Origin of the sequence: Microcoleus vaginatus PCC 9802 (genome assembly GCA_022701275.1) — a bacterium.
Lineage (GTDB): Bacteria > Cyanobacteriota > Cyanobacteriia > Cyanobacteriales > Microcoleaceae > Microcoleus > Microcoleus vaginatus_A.
The window spans coordinates 386735-402846 of record CP031740.1 but is presented as its reverse complement, the minus strand read 5'-3'; the positions used below and the strand labels follow the sequence as shown (position 1 = coordinate 402846).

The 16112-nt window shown below is 45.4% G+C and carries 14 protein-coding genes; 6 read left to right on the top strand and 8 right to left on the bottom strand.

Going from position 1 to position 16112, the window contains the following annotated elements; translation table 11 throughout:
* Nucleotides 1-7 precede the first annotated feature (7 nt).
* Nucleotides 8-415, bottom strand: a complete 408-nt coding sequence (gene aroH, locus D0A34_01685; protein ID UNU17741.1) for a chorismate mutase — start codon at nt 413-415, stop codon at nt 8-10.
* A gap of 271 nt (nt 416-686) precedes the next feature.
* Nucleotides 687-1505 carry a signal peptide peptidase SppA gene (sppA, locus tag D0A34_01680; protein UNU17740.1) on the bottom strand — a complete coding sequence of 273 codons (819 nt, stop codon included), beginning with the start codon at nt 1503-1505 and terminating at the stop codon, nt 687-689.
* A 348-nt stretch (nt 1506-1853) separates the two neighbouring features.
* Here sppA and D0A34_01675 point away from each other — a divergent pair, with 348 nt between their 5' ends.
* Nucleotides 1854-2927, top strand: coding sequence for a DMT family transporter (locus D0A34_01675; protein UNU17739.1), 1074 nt, complete (start codon nt 1854-1856; stop codon nt 2925-2927).
* 13 nt (nt 2928-2940) lie between these two features.
* Here the strand turns inward: D0A34_01675 and D0A34_01670 are convergent, their stop codons facing one another.
* From D0A34_01670 to D0A34_01655, 4 genes are read right to left on the bottom strand one after another with little or no spacing between them, the layout of a single operon-like run.
* Nucleotides 2941-3360: a PIN domain-containing protein gene (locus D0A34_01670; protein UNU17738.1), complete on the bottom strand. Its 420-nt coding sequence runs from the start codon at nt 3358-3360 to the stop codon at nt 2941-2943.
* A complete protein-coding gene (locus D0A34_01665; protein UNU17737.1) occupies nt 3357-3653 on the bottom strand; it encodes a hypothetical protein in 297 nt (98 codons plus the stop codon). The genes D0A34_01670 and D0A34_01665 overlap by 4 nt, the downstream gene beginning before the upstream one ends.
* Before the next feature lie 50 nt (nt 3654-3703).
* On the bottom strand, nt 3704-4384 hold the full coding sequence (locus D0A34_01660; GenBank protein ID UNU17736.1) for a phage tail protein: 681 nt from the start codon (nt 4382-4384) through the stop codon (nt 3704-3706).
* A 1-nt stretch (nt 4385) separates the two neighbouring features.
* Nucleotides 4386-5555, bottom strand: a complete 1170-nt coding sequence (locus D0A34_01655; GenBank protein UNU17735.1) for an ATP-binding cassette domain-containing protein — start codon at nt 5553-5555, stop codon at nt 4386-4388.
* A 47-nt stretch (nt 5556-5602) separates the two neighbouring features.
* Between D0A34_01655 and D0A34_01650 the strand changes: the two genes are divergently transcribed.
* Both D0A34_01650 and D0A34_01645 read left to right on the top strand, forming a co-directional pair.
* Nucleotides 5603-6451: a peptidase M28 gene (locus tag D0A34_01650; protein UNU17734.1), complete on the top strand. Its 849-nt coding sequence runs from the start codon at nt 5603-5605 to the stop codon at nt 6449-6451.
* 145 nt (nt 6452-6596) lie between these two features.
* On the top strand, nt 6597-10283 hold the full coding sequence (locus tag D0A34_01645; GenBank protein ID UNU17733.1) for a 5-oxoprolinase: 3687 nt from the start codon (nt 6597-6599) through the stop codon (nt 10281-10283).
* A 158-nt stretch (nt 10284-10441) separates the two neighbouring features.
* Here the strand turns inward: D0A34_01645 and D0A34_01640 are convergent, their stop codons facing one another.
* Complete coding sequence (locus D0A34_01640; GenBank protein ID UNU17732.1) at nt 10442-10693, bottom strand: hypothetical protein; 252 nt, start codon at nt 10691-10693, stop codon at nt 10442-10444.
* Between the two features lie 28 nt (nt 10694-10721).
* Here D0A34_01640 and D0A34_01635 point away from each other — a divergent pair, with 28 nt between their 5' ends.
* Both D0A34_01635 and D0A34_01630 read left to right on the top strand, forming a co-directional pair.
* Nucleotides 10722-11369, top strand: a complete 648-nt coding sequence (locus D0A34_01635; GenBank protein ID UNU17731.1) for a sigma-70 family RNA polymerase sigma factor — start codon at nt 10722-10724, stop codon at nt 11367-11369.
* A gap of 174 nt (nt 11370-11543) precedes the next feature.
* Complete coding sequence (locus D0A34_01630) at nt 11544-11864, top strand: ferredoxin (protein UNU17730.1); 321 nt, start codon at nt 11544-11546, stop codon at nt 11862-11864.
* Between the two features lie 199 nt (nt 11865-12063).
* Here the strand turns inward: D0A34_01630 and treS are convergent, their stop codons facing one another.
* Nucleotides 12064-15447 (bottom strand): maltose alpha-D-glucosyltransferase, encoded by a 3384-nt coding sequence (gene treS / locus D0A34_01625; protein UNU17729.1) that lies wholly within the window; start codon nt 15445-15447, stop codon nt 12064-12066.
* 428 nt (nt 15448-15875) lie between these two features.
* Between treS and D0A34_01620 the strand changes: the two genes are divergently transcribed.
* Nucleotides 15876-16106, top strand: a complete 231-nt coding sequence (locus tag D0A34_01620) for a hypothetical protein (protein ID UNU17728.1) — start codon at nt 15876-15878, stop codon at nt 16104-16106.
* Nucleotides 16107-16112: the final 6 nt, after the last annotated feature.

Here is a 16112-nt window from a genome sequence, read left to right as displayed (position 1 = left end):
GAATCTATTATTTTTCCCCAGCCACCGCCACCGCTAAATTCCTATCGGGGCGCAAATTTTGAGCTCCCCGCAAATAAGGATGATAAATTTCAGTATGTGCCGGCCAATTGACGTGAATTAAAAACCGGATGCAGCGTTCCAAAGCACCCTCAACGTGCATTTGTTGTACGTCCAACAAAGGAACATTACACCAGTGAGGACGTTCGCGGGCGATCGCGGCCGGAAACACAGCATCTAAATCACGAGTTGCAGAAAACGTAGCACTAATAATTAATTCTGGATTTATATCATTTTTTGCTTCTAATTCATCTAACAATTCTCTCACCGCTTCTCGAATTGCTTCCACCGAATTCTCGCTGGCAGTTGTTGCCCCACGAATACCCCGCACTTGCCACTCCACGCAAATTTCCTCCATATTTTTGTTATTAGTCATTAGTCATTAGTCATTAGTTATTAGTCATCAGTCATACTAAATTAGGTTTAAATACCCACTTTATTTCTTAGTCCCCGCTTGAGTGGACTTCGTTTGTGTAGTTTGACCTCGAACTCGTAGGCGAAGCCAGCGCGAAGCGCTTATGACGGGCGAAGCGCCACATTGGAGTTTGAGGTCAACACATTTCAATCGCCCAATCATTCAGGGGGTAACTAATGACTACTGACTCCTGACCAATGACTAATTTATTTAATCACGGGCGATACATCCACAGCGGCAAACCGCTAGTAGAAAGCTCGAATTCCAGCAAATTATTGTAAGCTGAAAGCCCGGATATATCCAGACTACTCCCCAAGACGCGATTTAGGAAAGGTTTTTGTTTTTCTAGCGTGCAAGACTCGGTTTTTTCCGGGTCGAGCCCTGCGAGTTCCGCGGCAAGGCGGCGGGCGTCCTCTTCTGTTCCCAGTCGATCGACCAAACCCAATTCTAAGGCTTGCTGGCCGGTAAAAACCCGACCGTCGGCAAAACTTTTCACTTTATCAACAGCCAATTTCCGGGCTTCGGCAACGGTTTCCACGAATTGCTGGTAGCTGGTGTCGATCAAGTCTTGCAGAATTTGCTGTTCAGGATCGGTCAATTCTCGATCGAATGCCAAGATATCTTTATACGGCCCCGATTTAATCACCTGAAAAGAAACGCCTACTTTTTCTAACAGCCGTTCTAGATTGTTGCCCCGGATAATCACGCCAATGCTGCCGGTAATTGTACCGGGATTAGCAACGATATGCTCGGCTCCCATGCCGATGTAAACTCCGCCAGAAGCTGAAATATTGCCAAAACTGGCAACAATTTTGACTTTTTCGCGCAGACGCTTGAGTGCGCTGTAAATTTCCTGGGAATCGCCGACAGTGCCGCCGGGGCTGTCTATCCGCAGCAGCAAGGCGGGAAATTTGCGTTCTTCAACGGTTTTGAGAGCTTCTAGGACTCGTTTACGGGTTTCTCCGGCAATGGCTCCGGTGATTTCGATACGGGCGATTTGTTTGCGGTAGCGGGGCTTGAATGGCCAAATCATGGGCAGTGTACAGGCAATGTTACGGATTTTTGTAGCTAACTTCTTATAGTGTGCCTTATTCATCGGGGTAGATGTTGTGCCTGTGTTCGCAACAGGCAAGATGCCTGTTGCACAAGAAAAGTCTTGATTGTGTGGAACAGGCAAGATGCCTGTTCATAATGGCGGCAACAGGCAAGATGCCTGTCCCACCTTGATTTTGTTGTGGAACAGGCATCTTGCCTGTTCATAATTGCCGAGGTTGGTGCGATCGAATTTAACTCAACAGCGATATATAATTGTAAAAATTGCTTAACAAATCTACATCATTCTCATGAGAGCCACTCTCATCAATTATTTGGAGTCTCCGCCATGCAGTTAAAACTTACCGATTCAAAATTGCCTTTTGCCCCGCTGTTGCTAATTGCGCCGTTTTTCCTGTGGGGAACCGCGATGGTAGCGATGAAGGGGGTGATGCCACACACAACGCCGCTGTTTGTGGCCGTCGTGCGTTTGATACCTGCGGGTGCGTTGGTGCTCCTGGCGGCGGCATTCATGGGAAAGCCACAGCCGCAGGGTTGGAAAGCTTGGCTGTGGATTTCGCTGTTTGCTTTGGTTGACGCTACTTTGTTTCAAGGCTTTTTAGCTGAAGGTTTGGCGAGAACCGGTGCGGGTTTGGGTTCCGTGATGATTGATTCTCAACCGCTAGCTGTGGCGATTTTGTGTTTGTGGCTGTTTCAAGAAAAAATTGGTTTTTGGGGCTGGTTGGGATTAGTGATTGGCGTAGTCGGCATCAGTTTGATCGGGTTGCCGGATGGCTGGATTGTGGGGCTTTTTCATCCTGAAAACAGGCAGGTTTCTGGGGGTATCGAACAGTTGTTTCAGGGTGGAGAATGGTTGATGCTATTGGCTGCTTTGTCGATGGCTGTGGGTACGGTTTTGGTGCGCTGGGTTTGCCGCTATGTTGACCCGGTGGTGGCGACTGGTTGGCACATGATTTTGGGCGGTTTGCCGCTGTTGGCAATTTCGGCTGCAACTGAGTCCGAACAGTTTGTGAATATTGATTTTTCCGGCTGGATGGCGTTAGGTTATTCTACCGTGTTCGGAAGTGCGATCGCCTACGGTTTATTCTTTTATTTTGCTTCGAGTGGCAGTCTAACAAGTTTAAGTTCTCTTACCTTTCTTACGCCTGTTTTTGCTTTGCTGTTCGGCAATTTGTTCTTGGGGGAAGTGCTGAATCCGCTGCAATCGATGGGGGTGGGGCTGACTTTGGTTAGTATTTATTTGATTAATCAGCGGGATACTTTGGCTGAGAAATTGAACAAAATGCGGCACGGTGAAGCGAGTGCAGAAGTTGAAGCAACAGGATTGTTAGAGTGGTCTGAGTTAAATTCTGGAGAATTACCCGTGCAGTTGCGGGTTAGCGAATTGGAATCAGAAGTTTAGCGCTTTGAGAAATTTAGGGAGAATCAGTTAATTCAAGGATTAACTGATTTGGAGTTACAATCCTAGGAGTAGTAACCGGAAAATATCGCGGGTTGCGGGTGACAATGGCATCAATTAGATTGATGACAGCAGTGCTGTACTGAATCGCATCTTCAAAATCCTTGAAGTTGCAAGTTAATGCAATTGAAATAACAGAGTTATCTACTGTTGCTACTTGACAAAATGTGGCTAACTGCCGCAAAAACTCAAGTGTCCAATCGCGACCTTTGTCTCGGCGAAGGATATAGTAAAGGTCGCTAAAAGTTGAGGCAGAAACATAGCCTTGAATTTGGCCTTCTTCAACAAAAGTTAAAATGCGATCGCTCTCAGCATAGAAAGGTTCTCGCTCAAGCGCAACATCTACTATCACATTGGTGTCTATGAGGACTTTCACAAGTTATGTTTCTCCTTCAAATATTCCCATTTTGCTTGTTTGTCTGGATCGTCAAAATCCAGCGGTTCCGGTACAGCATCTCGCTCAAACAAAGCTTGAAATGCTCTCACCTTCGTTTTAAATTTTGTCTGAGGTGTCTCAGATATCGCACTTTTCGACTCGCTAGCTAGTGTAACCGCATCAGCCACTGGCCAAACGATGATTTCGACATCTCCGGGTGGCATATCCACGGATTCCCAAACTACCAAGTTGCCAGTTGCATCGATTTTACCTCTCAGTTTGTATGGCTGCATAGTAATCTCCTAAGTTTTGTCTCTATTATACGACATGAAAATCTGGATCGTTACCAGTCATCCTCTTCAATAATTTGAATATTTCTACTCTCAATCTCTTCTATAAAAATTTTCAGACTAGGATTATCTTGGTAATGCTTCATTAAAACTTTATGCTTGCCATATTGTTTGGCAATCTCTCGATAATATTCAGGATTTTTAGCATTCTGGTCAATTGTAAATTTTTGTTGCTTGGAAAGCTCATAATTTAACGTATTAAGACAGTTTTTGCATTTAGCTTTTTTCTGTTTATCTGTATAATACAGTGGGAGCAACCAACACTCAATAGAATGTACAGATATTGCAAAAATTATCTTCTGTTGATTGGTGTTGTAAAAATCCTCACCAATCCCGTCTCTAAATTTCTCAATAACTTTTGCAATCAACTGCTGAGGAGTAAACTCACCCTTTTCATCTTGGTGGGCGATATGATAATCTTCTGAAACATCAGTATCTATTTGGATAATAATATAATCGATAAATTGAAATGCTTCCTTAAAATTATTTGACTCGCAGTAAGCAAAAACTTGACTCCAACCTCCATAGTTATGAGATTTATTCTCATCATCTTTATTTCTTTCTGGTTGAAGCGGTCTAATATCTATATCTGGGTTATTGAAATATCCTGCTAAAATACTTTCAATAACAATCTGGTCAGTTAATCCCTCTGTAATTAATCCAAAATTAGTCATATTAAAAATTCTTAGGAAGTCCTCCGATATAGCCCCTCAAAAAAGCCTCTGATAATTTAACAGGTTCCTGTCCGTCGATAGTTTTAGGTTTGAGAATCCGTCTAGCTTTAGTATGTCCTAATTGGTTACGATAAATGACAAACAGTCGCTGTTCGTCATCATCTAAATCTAAACCGTCCAAAACAGCCGGGTTGTGGGTTGTGAATATAACTTGTTTGTCGTGTTTTTTTGCTAATTCGACTAATTCTTGCATTAATCTGCGACACAATCTGGGGTTTAGAGAAGCATCAATGTTATCTATTGCAAAAAATTTAGGCGTGAGATCGCTAATAAATAAAGCGAAGTAAAAAAGCAAAAATAAAAAGCCTTCATTAGAACTTCTTTGGTCAAAGTAACTTAAATCATGGTCTAAGTATCTATCTTTAATTTGGAGAGAGCTTTGAATATTTGATAAATTTGGAGGAGCTTCAAAATCTTGAAACCAATCTATCAGTTGCAGCTTTTTTTTAATTTCATTAAGCTGCTGCTGGTTATCTGAACTCAAAAATTTTAAAATCTTAAACAAACCTTCTCCATTAATGCCTAATGGTTGAATTTGACCTTCTTTTTCAAAAGTTCTTAAGGCTTGGTTTTCAGGAGAATAAATTATAAAATTAGTGAGGGAAATTATCAGCGAAAATGAGTGCAACTCTTTGGTCAATCTTGATAGTTCTTGTTGTGAGAAGTCCCTTTTTTCTTCTAATAAAATAGACCGGAGTTTTTCTTCCCCACCGTATTTGTCAACAACACTCTTAACAGCACTTTTTAGAAAGGTTTCAAGATCACCCAAAAAATTTTTCCTAACCCACTGAGAATAGGGAGAATTATCATTTTGTAAAATACAACTGAATGGTTGTACCTCATTCCCTCTTAACTCAATTTTGATATCTTTAATCAAATTGTCAATTTCAAAAGCCGATCGCATCAATTGAGGTTCTGTAACTCTGATGCCCCGAGAAGCTAAAAACTCGTTATCCAGCTTGTCATCAGCCGCCGCAGAAGCAAGGGCGATCGCCTCTAGAATATTGCTCTTGCCGCAGCCATTTTCACCGATCAATACGGTGACTCGTCCTAATTCTAGCTTCAGCTTTTGAATGGACTTATAATTTTCGATTCTGACTTCTCCAATCATAATTCAATCCCATATAATCTTAGTGTACTCATTGTATCTCCGATCGCATGAATCTCAAGGAACGCCTGCACAGCCATCTGATTCAGATTGTACGCGATCGCAACCCATACCTCGCATCCCAAGGGCATTTTTATGCTCAGCAATACATCCGCGAAGAGTTGGCCCAGTGGGGAAGTGTAGAAATTGACGATTTTGCGGTGCGCGGGCGAATTCATCACAATTTGATTTTAGATTTACCCCCCTCCGAAAAGGCGAGTAAGAAGCGGTTGCCGCCGATCGTAATTGGTGCTCATTACGATACTGTACCCGGATCACCTGGCGCCGATGATAATGCTACTGGTGTTGCTGTTTTGCTGGAACTCGCAAGGGATATCGCATCTGGGCCGCTCAAATATCCAGTGCAATTAGTCGCCTTCGATATGGAAGAATACGGTTATTTGGGAAGCAGTCATCATGCAGCTAAATACAAGCAACAGCAAGAGTCAATCCGGTTAATGATTTCTTTGGAAATGTTGGGTTATTGCAACCCTAATCCTAATTCTCAAAACTATCCCGCTGGCTTGAAATATTTTTATCCAAATAGTGGTATTTTTATTGCTTTAATTGGCAATTTGCGGACTGTTCCCGATTTGATTAATTTGAGTGGCAAAATTCGCAAATCAGGTCAGCCCTGCGAGTGGCTGCCGGTGCCGAATCGAGGTTTAATTGTGCCGGATACTCGCCGCAGCGATCATGTTCCTTTTTGGGATAATGGTTATCCGGCTATCATGGTGACTGATACTGCTAATATGCGAAATCCGCATTATCATCGAGAAAGTGATAGGATTGAGACTTTGGATTTGGATTTTCTGGCTGGTGTTTGTCAGGGGTTAGTCAAGGGCATTCGACATCTATAATTAACGCGAGCGATCGCCTGGTAGTTTGAGCGACCAGAAATTATGACTTTTATGAGCCAAAGTTATGAGTTTTATGAATTGACTCGAACAGAATTTGGGTCAATAATTGTAAATTAATCAAGCAAAAATATCAAAAAAAAGAGATATGAATCCTACTTATCCCGATCGCACTCGCTGGCAATTCTGGATCGATCGCGGCGGTACTTTTACCGATATTGTCGCCCAGCGCCCCGACGGTAAATTAGTCATTCACAAGCTGCTGTCGGAAAACCCGGAACGCTACACCGACGCCGCAGTCCAAGGAATTCGCGACATTTTGGGAATTCCCGCCGACGCAGCGATACCCGCCGCCGAAATTGAAGCGATTAAAATGGGGACGACGGTGGCGACAAATGCTTTGCTGGAACGAAAGGGCGATCGCACAATTCTGTTAATCACCAAAGGTTTCCGCGATGCGCTGAGAATTGGCTATCAAAACCGCCCCAATATTTTCGCGCGTCACATTGTTTTGCCCCAGATGCTGTACGATCGAGTTATTGAAGTTGCAGAACGCTACAGCGCTCAAGGTGAGGAGTTAACTGCTGTCAATCCTGAGTTTATCCCGTCTTTGCAGCAAGCATACGATGAGGGAATTCGCAGTTGTGCGATCGTATTCATGCACGGCTACCGCTACTCGGAACATGAAAAACAAGTTGCTAAAATAGCCAAAAAAATTGGCTTTACTCAAATTTCAGTATCTCACGAAGTTAGCCCGCTGATGAAATTAGTTTCGCGGGGAGATACTGCGGTTGTCGATGCTTATTTATCTCCGATTTTACGTCGATACGTCGAACAAGTAACCAGTCAGTTATCTCCTGTAGGGGCGGTGTCCCCGTGCCCGCCCTCCCCGTGCCCGCCCCCTAAATTAATGTTTATGCAGTCGAACGGCGGCTTAGTGGATGCGGCACAATTTCAAGGAAAAAACAGTATTTTATCCGGGCCTGCTGGGGGAATTGTCGGTGCAGTTCAAACGAGCAAAAAGGCAGGTTTTGATAAAATTATTACCTTTGATATGGGCGGAACTTCGACAGATGTTGCCCATTTTAACGGCGAATACGAACGCGAATTTGAGACGGAAATTGCTGGGGTGAGATTGCGATCGCCCGTGATGGCAATTCACACTGTAGCAGCCGGCGGCGGTTCAATTGTCTTTTTTGACGGGGCTCGCTACCGCGTCGGGCCGGAGTCTGCAGGGGCCAATCCTGGGCCCGCTTGCTATCGCAAAGGCGGCCCCTTGACGGTGACTGATTGCAATGTGATGTTGGGTAAAATTCAACCGGATTTTTTCCCGAAAGTATTTGGATTGAATGGAGATTTGCCGATCGCCCCTGACGTAGTAAAGCAAAAATTTGGGCAACTAGCGGGGGAAATTGGGGGCGAGAGGACGGCGGAACAGGTGGCGGAGGGTTTTTTGGCGATCGCTGTGGAAAAGATGGCAAATGCCGTTAAAAAAATCTCGCTTCAGCGCGGTTACGATGTTTCGGAGTATACATTGTGCTGTTTCGGCGGTGCGGGCGGCCAACACGCTTGTGCGATCGCGGATGCTTTGGGGATGAAACGGGTATTTATTCACCCTTATGCGGGTGTGTTGTCCGCTTACGGTATGGGTTTGGCTGATGTGCGGGCTATTCGCGAAAGGGCGATCGAGCAACACTTAAATGCAGAATTATTAGCTGATTTGCATCATATTTTAACTGCATTGGAGGCTGATGGAAAGAGGGAATTGAACCGCCGAGGCGCAGAGGACACAGAGAAAGAGTCAGAGGTTTTAGTTATTAGGAAGCTGCGCTTAAAATATCAGGGAAGTGACTCGGTTTTGGCGGTAGATTTTGCTGACAATATTGAGGTCATGCAGGCTGAATTTGAAGCAGCCCACCGACAGCGTTACAGTTTTATTATGCCAGAAAAACCGCTGATTGTGGAAGCGGTTTCGGTGGAAGTTGTAGAAAGAATGGATGTGCCGGAAGCATCCACAATTTCCCCCTCTGGTGGCACGGGCATCTTGCCTGTGCAACCAATTTCAACGGTGCAAACCTATGTTGCTGGCGGGTGGCGGGAAACGCCTGTTTATCAGAGAGAAGATTTGCGATCGCACGACTGCATTAGCGGCCCTGCTATGATTGTTGAGGCAACGGGAACCAATATCATAGAACCGGGCTGGGAAGCGGAAATCACCGAAAATAATGATTTAATTTTGAACCGCCGATGCACGCAGATAGAGGCAGATAATATCCGCGTTCATTCGGGTTTATCGGCGGTTAAATCCGATCCAGTTTTGCTGGAAATTTTTAATAATTTGTTTCGGGCGATCGCCGAACAAATGGGTGTCACATTGCAAAACACAAGTTCCTCAGTCAACATCAAGGAACGCCTCGACTTTTCCTGTGCAATTTTCGACAAAAACGGGCAATTAGTTGCCAACGCGCCGCACATTCCCGTACATCTGGGCTCGATGAGCGAAAGCGTTGAAGCTTTAATTTTAGCACAAGGCGATGCGATTCAACCGGGCGCTGTTTATGTTTCTAACAATCCCTACAACGGCGGCACACACTTACCAGATATCACCGTTATTACTCCAGTATTTGCTCGTGATTCCTCCCTTCCTTTGTTTTATGTAGCCTCGCGGGGACACCACGCGGACATCGGCGGCATCACTCCCGGTTCCATGCCTCCTAACAGTACAACAGTAACCGAAGAAGGTGTATTGCTAGATAATTTTCAGCTAGTAAGCGAGGGAATTTTTAGAGAAAAACAATTACTAGAACTTCTGACAGTGGGAATTTTTCCGGTTCGCAATTCCGCTCAAAATATAGCAGATTTGCAAGCACAAATTGCTGCTAACAAGCGCGGCGCAGAAGAGCTGAGCAAGATGGTAGAACATTATGGATTAGAGACTGTGCAAGCTTATATGGGCTTCGTACAAGACAATGCTGAGGAGTCGGTGCGGCGGGTAATTGAGGTTTTGAGTGATGGCGAATTTACTTATCCGATGGATAGTGGCGGACAAATTAAGGTAGCGATTACAATTGACCAATCTGCGCGCAGTGCAAAAATAGATTTTACTGGCACTTCAGCTCAACAAGCCAACAATTTTAATGCTCCCGCCGCCGTGTGCAAAGCCGCTGTTTTGTATGTTTTCCGCACCTTGGTTGATGACGATATTCCTCTCAATGCGGGCTGTTTGAAACCTCTCGAAATCATCAATCCCGAAGGCTGCATGCTGAATCCTCGCTATCCAGCGGCGGTAGTTGCCGGAAATGTGGAAACCTCGCAGAATATTACCGATGCTTTGTATTGTGCGTTGGGAGTGATGGCGGCTTCTCAGGGAACTATGAATAATTTTACCTTTGGAAATCAGCGCTATCAATATTATGAAACAATTTGCGGCGGTTCGGGCGCTGGTGCAGATTTTGACGGTACTGATGCCGTGCAAACTCACATGACTAATTCGCGTTTAACCGATCCCGAAGTATTAGAATGGCGGTTTCCGGTGTTGTTGGAAAGTTTTGCAATTCGGGCTCATAGTGGCGGTAATGGATCTCATCGCGGAGGGAATGGAGTTGTGCGGCGAGTGGGCTTTCGAGAGGCGATGACGGCGGGAATTTTATCGGGGCGGCGGGTGATTTCTCCTTGCGGTTTGAATGGGGGGGAACCGGGGAAAGTTGGGCGGAATTATGTTGAAAAGGTTGATGGTAAAGTTGAGGAATTGGGGAGTACGGCGACTGTGGAAATGCAGCCGGGGGATGTGTTTGTAATTGAGACTCCTGGGGGCGGAGGATATGGTTATTTATAGTAGTAATATCAACTCCGGTAGCATCGGAATTAATATTACCCACAGTCAGGACACGGCAGTGGCGTGCCCCTACAATTAATCGGGTAGGGACACGGCACTCCCGTGTCCTCGGTATCATTCTGAGGCTACCGAAAACGATATAAGTAAGCCCTCGCTTTTCATTTATCGTCATGAACCGACACGCATTGTTCCGGTGAAGGTTCTTTTTTATGGGGAGTAATATAGCCAGAGTTATTCATAACTTTTCTGATGTGTGAAAAGCTAGATCGCCGAAGTGAAAAGTATATATTATCTTGAAAGAGGGACAAAATGGTAGAAATACCGCTCTGCGGACACCGCACCGCTAGAAAATGATCCTCAACTCTGGAATGTCGATCGACAAATCGTGTAGAATCGGGCTGCACCAGCATTTATTCTCAAAGCTATTCCATAACTATTGTGCAAACCCCTAATTTTTCCGAACTCAACCATCCTGTGGTCAAATCCCTGTTTCACCACAGCGACCAGGAATTATTGACTCTGTTTCAAAACCATCCCGATCAGGGTCGCTTCTTCACGGCGATTTTTTGCCGCTACGCTCAAATTGTACACTCCCTGATTCGCCATTCCGTACGATCGCCCGTACAAGGCGATTACCTATTTGCCCACACTTGGCTGCACATCTATCACGAACTCCGAGGCCTCGATTTGCGCCGCGAGATCCAAGAGTCTGATGGCGGAAATCTCAGTCTCCAAAACTGGCTGATTAATGTCACCGCAGTCTGCATAAATCAAGCTGAATTGCCGCCTGTTGAGTCGATTCACTACTCTTTGCAATCGGCTCCGCCTCCGCTGTGGTGTTACGTCAAACAAGCCTTGGAATTGTTAGCGCCGCTGCCGCGTTTAGTGGTGTTGATGGCTCAGACTTTCCGCTGGAGCGAAACTCGAATTGCAGCTTATTTGCAAGCTGAAGGCGAAGCTATTTCCCCCGCTCAGGTAAAGGCTTTGCTGCAAAAAGGATATCAAAGTTTAGAATCCAACTTGCCGGAGGATATTCGAGCTATTTATCTAGATGAAAATCTCGATTATCAAGAAGCGCTTGTCTAGTATAGCGATCGAAGTTGTGGTTTCTCAAAAACCCGGTGTTTTGAAAATACTGGGTTTTTTAGCTATCATGTATAGTGGCATATCCTCTGTCCGCACCCTACATTTTGATTTTTTCTGTAAGTTGTAATCATCTATTTTAGTTGAATACCAGCAATCCAAATATAAGAGGTGGAAATGGCTGTTTATCAAGTTCGGTTGGTGAATGAGGCTCTCGCGCTCGATCGCACGATCGCAGTACCAGACGACCAGTATATCTTAGATATCGCAGAAGATGCTGGCATCCGCTTGCCGAATGGATGCAAGCAAGGAGAGTGTTCTGCTTGCGTTGCCAAATTGCTGAACGGTGAAATCGACCAAAGCGAACAAAAGTTTTTGAAGCCGTCAGAATTGCAAGCTGGCTACGCTGTTACTTGTGTGGCTTACCCGCTTTCTGACTGCACTTTGTTAACTCATCAAGAACAAGTTTTATATCAAGCCGCTCTTTATTTTAAGTAATAGGAAATCAGTTTTTTAGCATTTTTTCTTCTAGCCTCGCTGGGCGCGGAATTTGTTTGTAGAAGAGCGAATTATATTCGCCGAAAATCGTTATCAAAGCAGATTTGGTGTCATGTAAGGTGCGTGACTCTCCAGCATCTCGCTGTTAATTGAGTAACTAAAAAGCCACGCACCCTAATGAGTATAGATAAACCCACCCTTATAAATTCAGCAATTGTAGAATCCGCTTCATCGGAATTTCCGCCCAATCCAAGCGGTAATTAAGTTCGTAGGCTAGCTCGCCAACCGCTTTTTCCAAAATGTAAGCATCCAACAAAACTTGTAGTTCCGGTATAGATTTGGGCAAGAAATTGGCATCGCCTGCTGTTACCAAATAGCTGTTAAGAAAAGTGAGGCTGACCCAGCGGTGCCAAACGTTCGCCCACTGCTCCATCTCCGGGAGATTTTCAGGGCGAATCATGCCACTTTCTACTTCATTGCGGAGTGCCAAAGTAACAGCGTAACTTATAGATTGCAGCATTCCTGCAACATCTCGCAGGGGCGACCTCTTCATCCGCCGCTCGCTTAACGGTCGATTCCGTTCTCCTCCGAAATCAATAATTACAAAGTCTTTGCCTGTATAAAGAACTTGCCCGAAATGAAAGTCCCCGTGACACCGAATTCTATCGGCCGTGATTCTCAAGTTCAAAATAGACTTGAAACGTTCCATGATCAACTCTTCGCGGTTGAGGAGCTTGTGAGCCGATTTTTGTATTTCTGGCGGCAGTTTAGACATCCGTTTCTTCAGATCCAGCAAAGTTCTTCCGGCCAGATTTCTCATGTGTTGATAGATGGAACGCTGGTAAAAGGAGGTGAAGCTTTCTGGGGCAAAAGCGGGATTTTCTGTGTCAGCAGCTAAAGCGAGGTGAAGTTCGGCTGTCCGTTGGCCTAAAAGTTCTGCTGATGCTAAGTAAGAGCCGATGAGTTCCCGAGCTAATGCCGGAATTTCTAGGGATAAATCGGCTACTAGCGAGTTTTGCTGCCGCTGCGTTTGTCCGGTCAAAGCGTTCGGTAAATAATTTTCGGGGGCAGTAGATAAATTCTCGCCCGAATGCTTTGCTTCTACTGTCATTACTTGCTCGAAATAGTCGCGCAGTGTGTCTAATGTATAAGACCAAGCATCTACGCTGTCGGGGATTAATTTTTGTAGGATTCCGACTGTAAGGACTTGTTTTGCTGGTGTGTGATATTCCAATGCTCCGGCAATTGGAGCGTAGTGTTGGATCGAGTTGCGCTCTGTTAAAAAGCGTCCGATTTCTAATTCGGGGTTGATTCCTTCCTCGACTTTTCGCAATATTTTCAGGACGAAGCGGTCGCCGTAACCTGCGGATGTATTGCTTTGTTCTTTTTTGAACACGTGGGGGTCGAGGTGGGATAAATCTTCTTCTGAGCTGAATGCACTGTCGGCAATTCCTACCAGTTGACCTGCAACACCTCTGTAACTGCGAGAATTGCCGATCGCCCCCAGCAGCGCGCTCAGAAAACCTTTGTCCCCGGCAGCGTCAAATAGTACCCCGATTTCCTTGTTGGTTTCTGGGAAGTGCAGGCGCGCGATCGCCCGATCGTCCACATCGCCTTTCATCTCTTCCCAACCTAAAGGCAAAACGTAAGTTTCCGGCATACCTTCAGTATAATTCAACTGCAAAAACAGAATGTAAACTTGAGATTGCTCCCCCGCATTATCTTTACATTCAATCGGTACAACCTCACTTATTTCTAATGATTGAATTGTCCGATCTGTACCGCTAAACCAGCGATTGCGCCGCAGGTATACCGGCAAAAGATTAAGCAGCATATCGCTTAACTGACTTGTAGCAAAAGCAGTTTTCCAATTGCCTATCACCGCCAAAGTAGGCAAGTCTGTGGGAACACCGTGCAGCGAAAAATCTTCGTGTTTAACAGTAAGAGTAAACCAGTAAAAAGTGTGAGGACTTAAGCACAAAAAGTAAGGCGACTCGCCAACTGGAGGAAACTCCGTGCGGCCGAAAATCTCCACTGGAACAGCACCTTTAAAGGGCGCAAGGTCTAATTCTGCCGTCTGGACAAAGCGTGACAAATTAGCCACTACCAGGATGTGTTCGTCTTGATAAGTGCGTACAAAAGCTAAAACTTTGCGGTTTTCCGGGTACAGAAACTCGCAAGTTCCACGGCCGAATGCTTGGAAGCGCTGCCTAATTGCAATTAGGCGTTTCATCCACCACCACAGAGAACTCGGATTCGCCCGCTGCGCGTCCACGTTAACAGATTCGTAGTGATATTCAGGGTCAACAATTGGCGGTGCGTACAGCCGCTGCGGGTTAGCACGGCTGAAACCGGCATTGCGATCGCCACTCCACTGCATCGGAGTTCTCACCCCGTTGCGATCGCCCAAATAGATATTGTCTCCCATGCCAATTTCATCGCCGTAGTAAAGCACCGGCGTACCCGGAAGAGACAGCAGCAAAGCATTCATCAACTCGATGCGGCGGCGGTTATTTCCCATCAAAGGAGCCAAGCGGCGGCGGATGCCCAAATTAATTCTCGCCTGAGTGTCTTGAGCGTAAACCCGATACATATAATCTCGGTCTTCATCGCTCACCATTTCCAGCGTCAATTCATCATGATTCCGCAAAAATAATGCCCACTGACAATTATTGGGAATATGTGGAGTTTGCTGGAGAATGTCGCTAATTGGGAAGCTATCTTCCATGTGCAAAGCCATAAATAAACGCGGCATCAGCGGAAAATGAAAGTTCATGTGACATTCATCGCCAGCAGCGTAATATTCAACCGCATCCTCCGGCCACTGATTCGCCTCAGCCAGCAGCATCCGGTTCGGGAATTTCTCATCTACGTGCTGCCGCAATTGCTTCAGGAATACGTGAGTTTCGGGCAGGTTTTCGCAGTTAGTACCTTCGCGCTCGTACAGGTAAGGCACCGCATCCATTCGCAGTCCGTCTACTCCCAATGCCAACCAGAAATCTACCACATCTAAGATGGCTTGGCGGACGGCCGGATTGTCGTAATTCAAATCGGGTTGGTGGGAATAAAAACGGTGCCAGTAATAAGCTTTTGCTACCGGATCCCAAGCCCAATTAGATGTTTCAAAATCTTGGAAAATAATCCGAGCCTCTTGATATTTTTCCGGGGTGTCGTTCCACACATAAAAATCTCTTTCGTTACTGCCTTTCGGGGCGCGGCGCGCTCGCTGAAACCAAGCGTGCTGGTCGGAAGTGTGGTTAACAATTAACTCAATAATGACTCGAATTCCCCGCTGGTGCGCTGCTTCTAAAAGGTCTTTAAAGTCCTCTAATGTGCCGTAAATCGGGTTGACGGTAGTATAGTGAGATGTATCGTAGCCGTCGTCTCGGAGCGGCGACGGAAAAAATGGCAGTACCCAAATTGCTGTTACTCCCAAGTTTTGCAGGTAATCCAGTTTTTCTGTCAGTCCTCTAAAGTCGCCGATGCCGTCTGCATTGCTGTCGGCAAAAGCCCGAACTGGTACTTCGTAAATAATCGCGTCTTTGAACCACAAGGGGTCGTTATTTAACATTGAGTTTGGCATGATTTGTAGCGATAATTGGTCAGTGGTAATTTGTACTTAAAATTTGGTAATTGGGATTTGTTAGTTCCCATCCAAACCGATAAATCATAACTCATAATTTGGTCGCAATTCCTCATGCGAGCCGCAGAGTTTTAATCGTAATTTATTAACGCAAAACTTATAATTTCTTAACCCTAAAATCTCCACAATCTGTTTTGCTATTTAGGATACAGTTCACAATCCGAGTACGGTGCTAACTACCGATTCGCGGTAGTGCCCACCCTACATACTCTGGCTCCTTCCCCTCTGGACCTCTCCCGCTTCCCTCAAAGGTGCGGTATTTACTACCTGCCGGACGGTTGCCACGACAGTACACTACCTTGACGTTAATTGCTGAGCATTGTTACATTGGTTTACATAAAGCAACAAAACTTAAGGAAAAATCAAAAATGACTATTGTAATCGCTCTTTTAATCGTCGGTTGGGTAGCGGCCTCAGTGATTGGCACTCAAGCATATTTCCTGGGCGAACAGTCAAAGCCCATCCACGAGCGGAATTGGAACGATGAATCTTTTGAACAACTGGCAAAATCAGTGACGGGAACAGAAATTGATTACCGCGTTCGCGTTCCTGCCTACAGCATGGATGCCTATGGTAGCCGCACCATGTCTAATTCTTGACATATT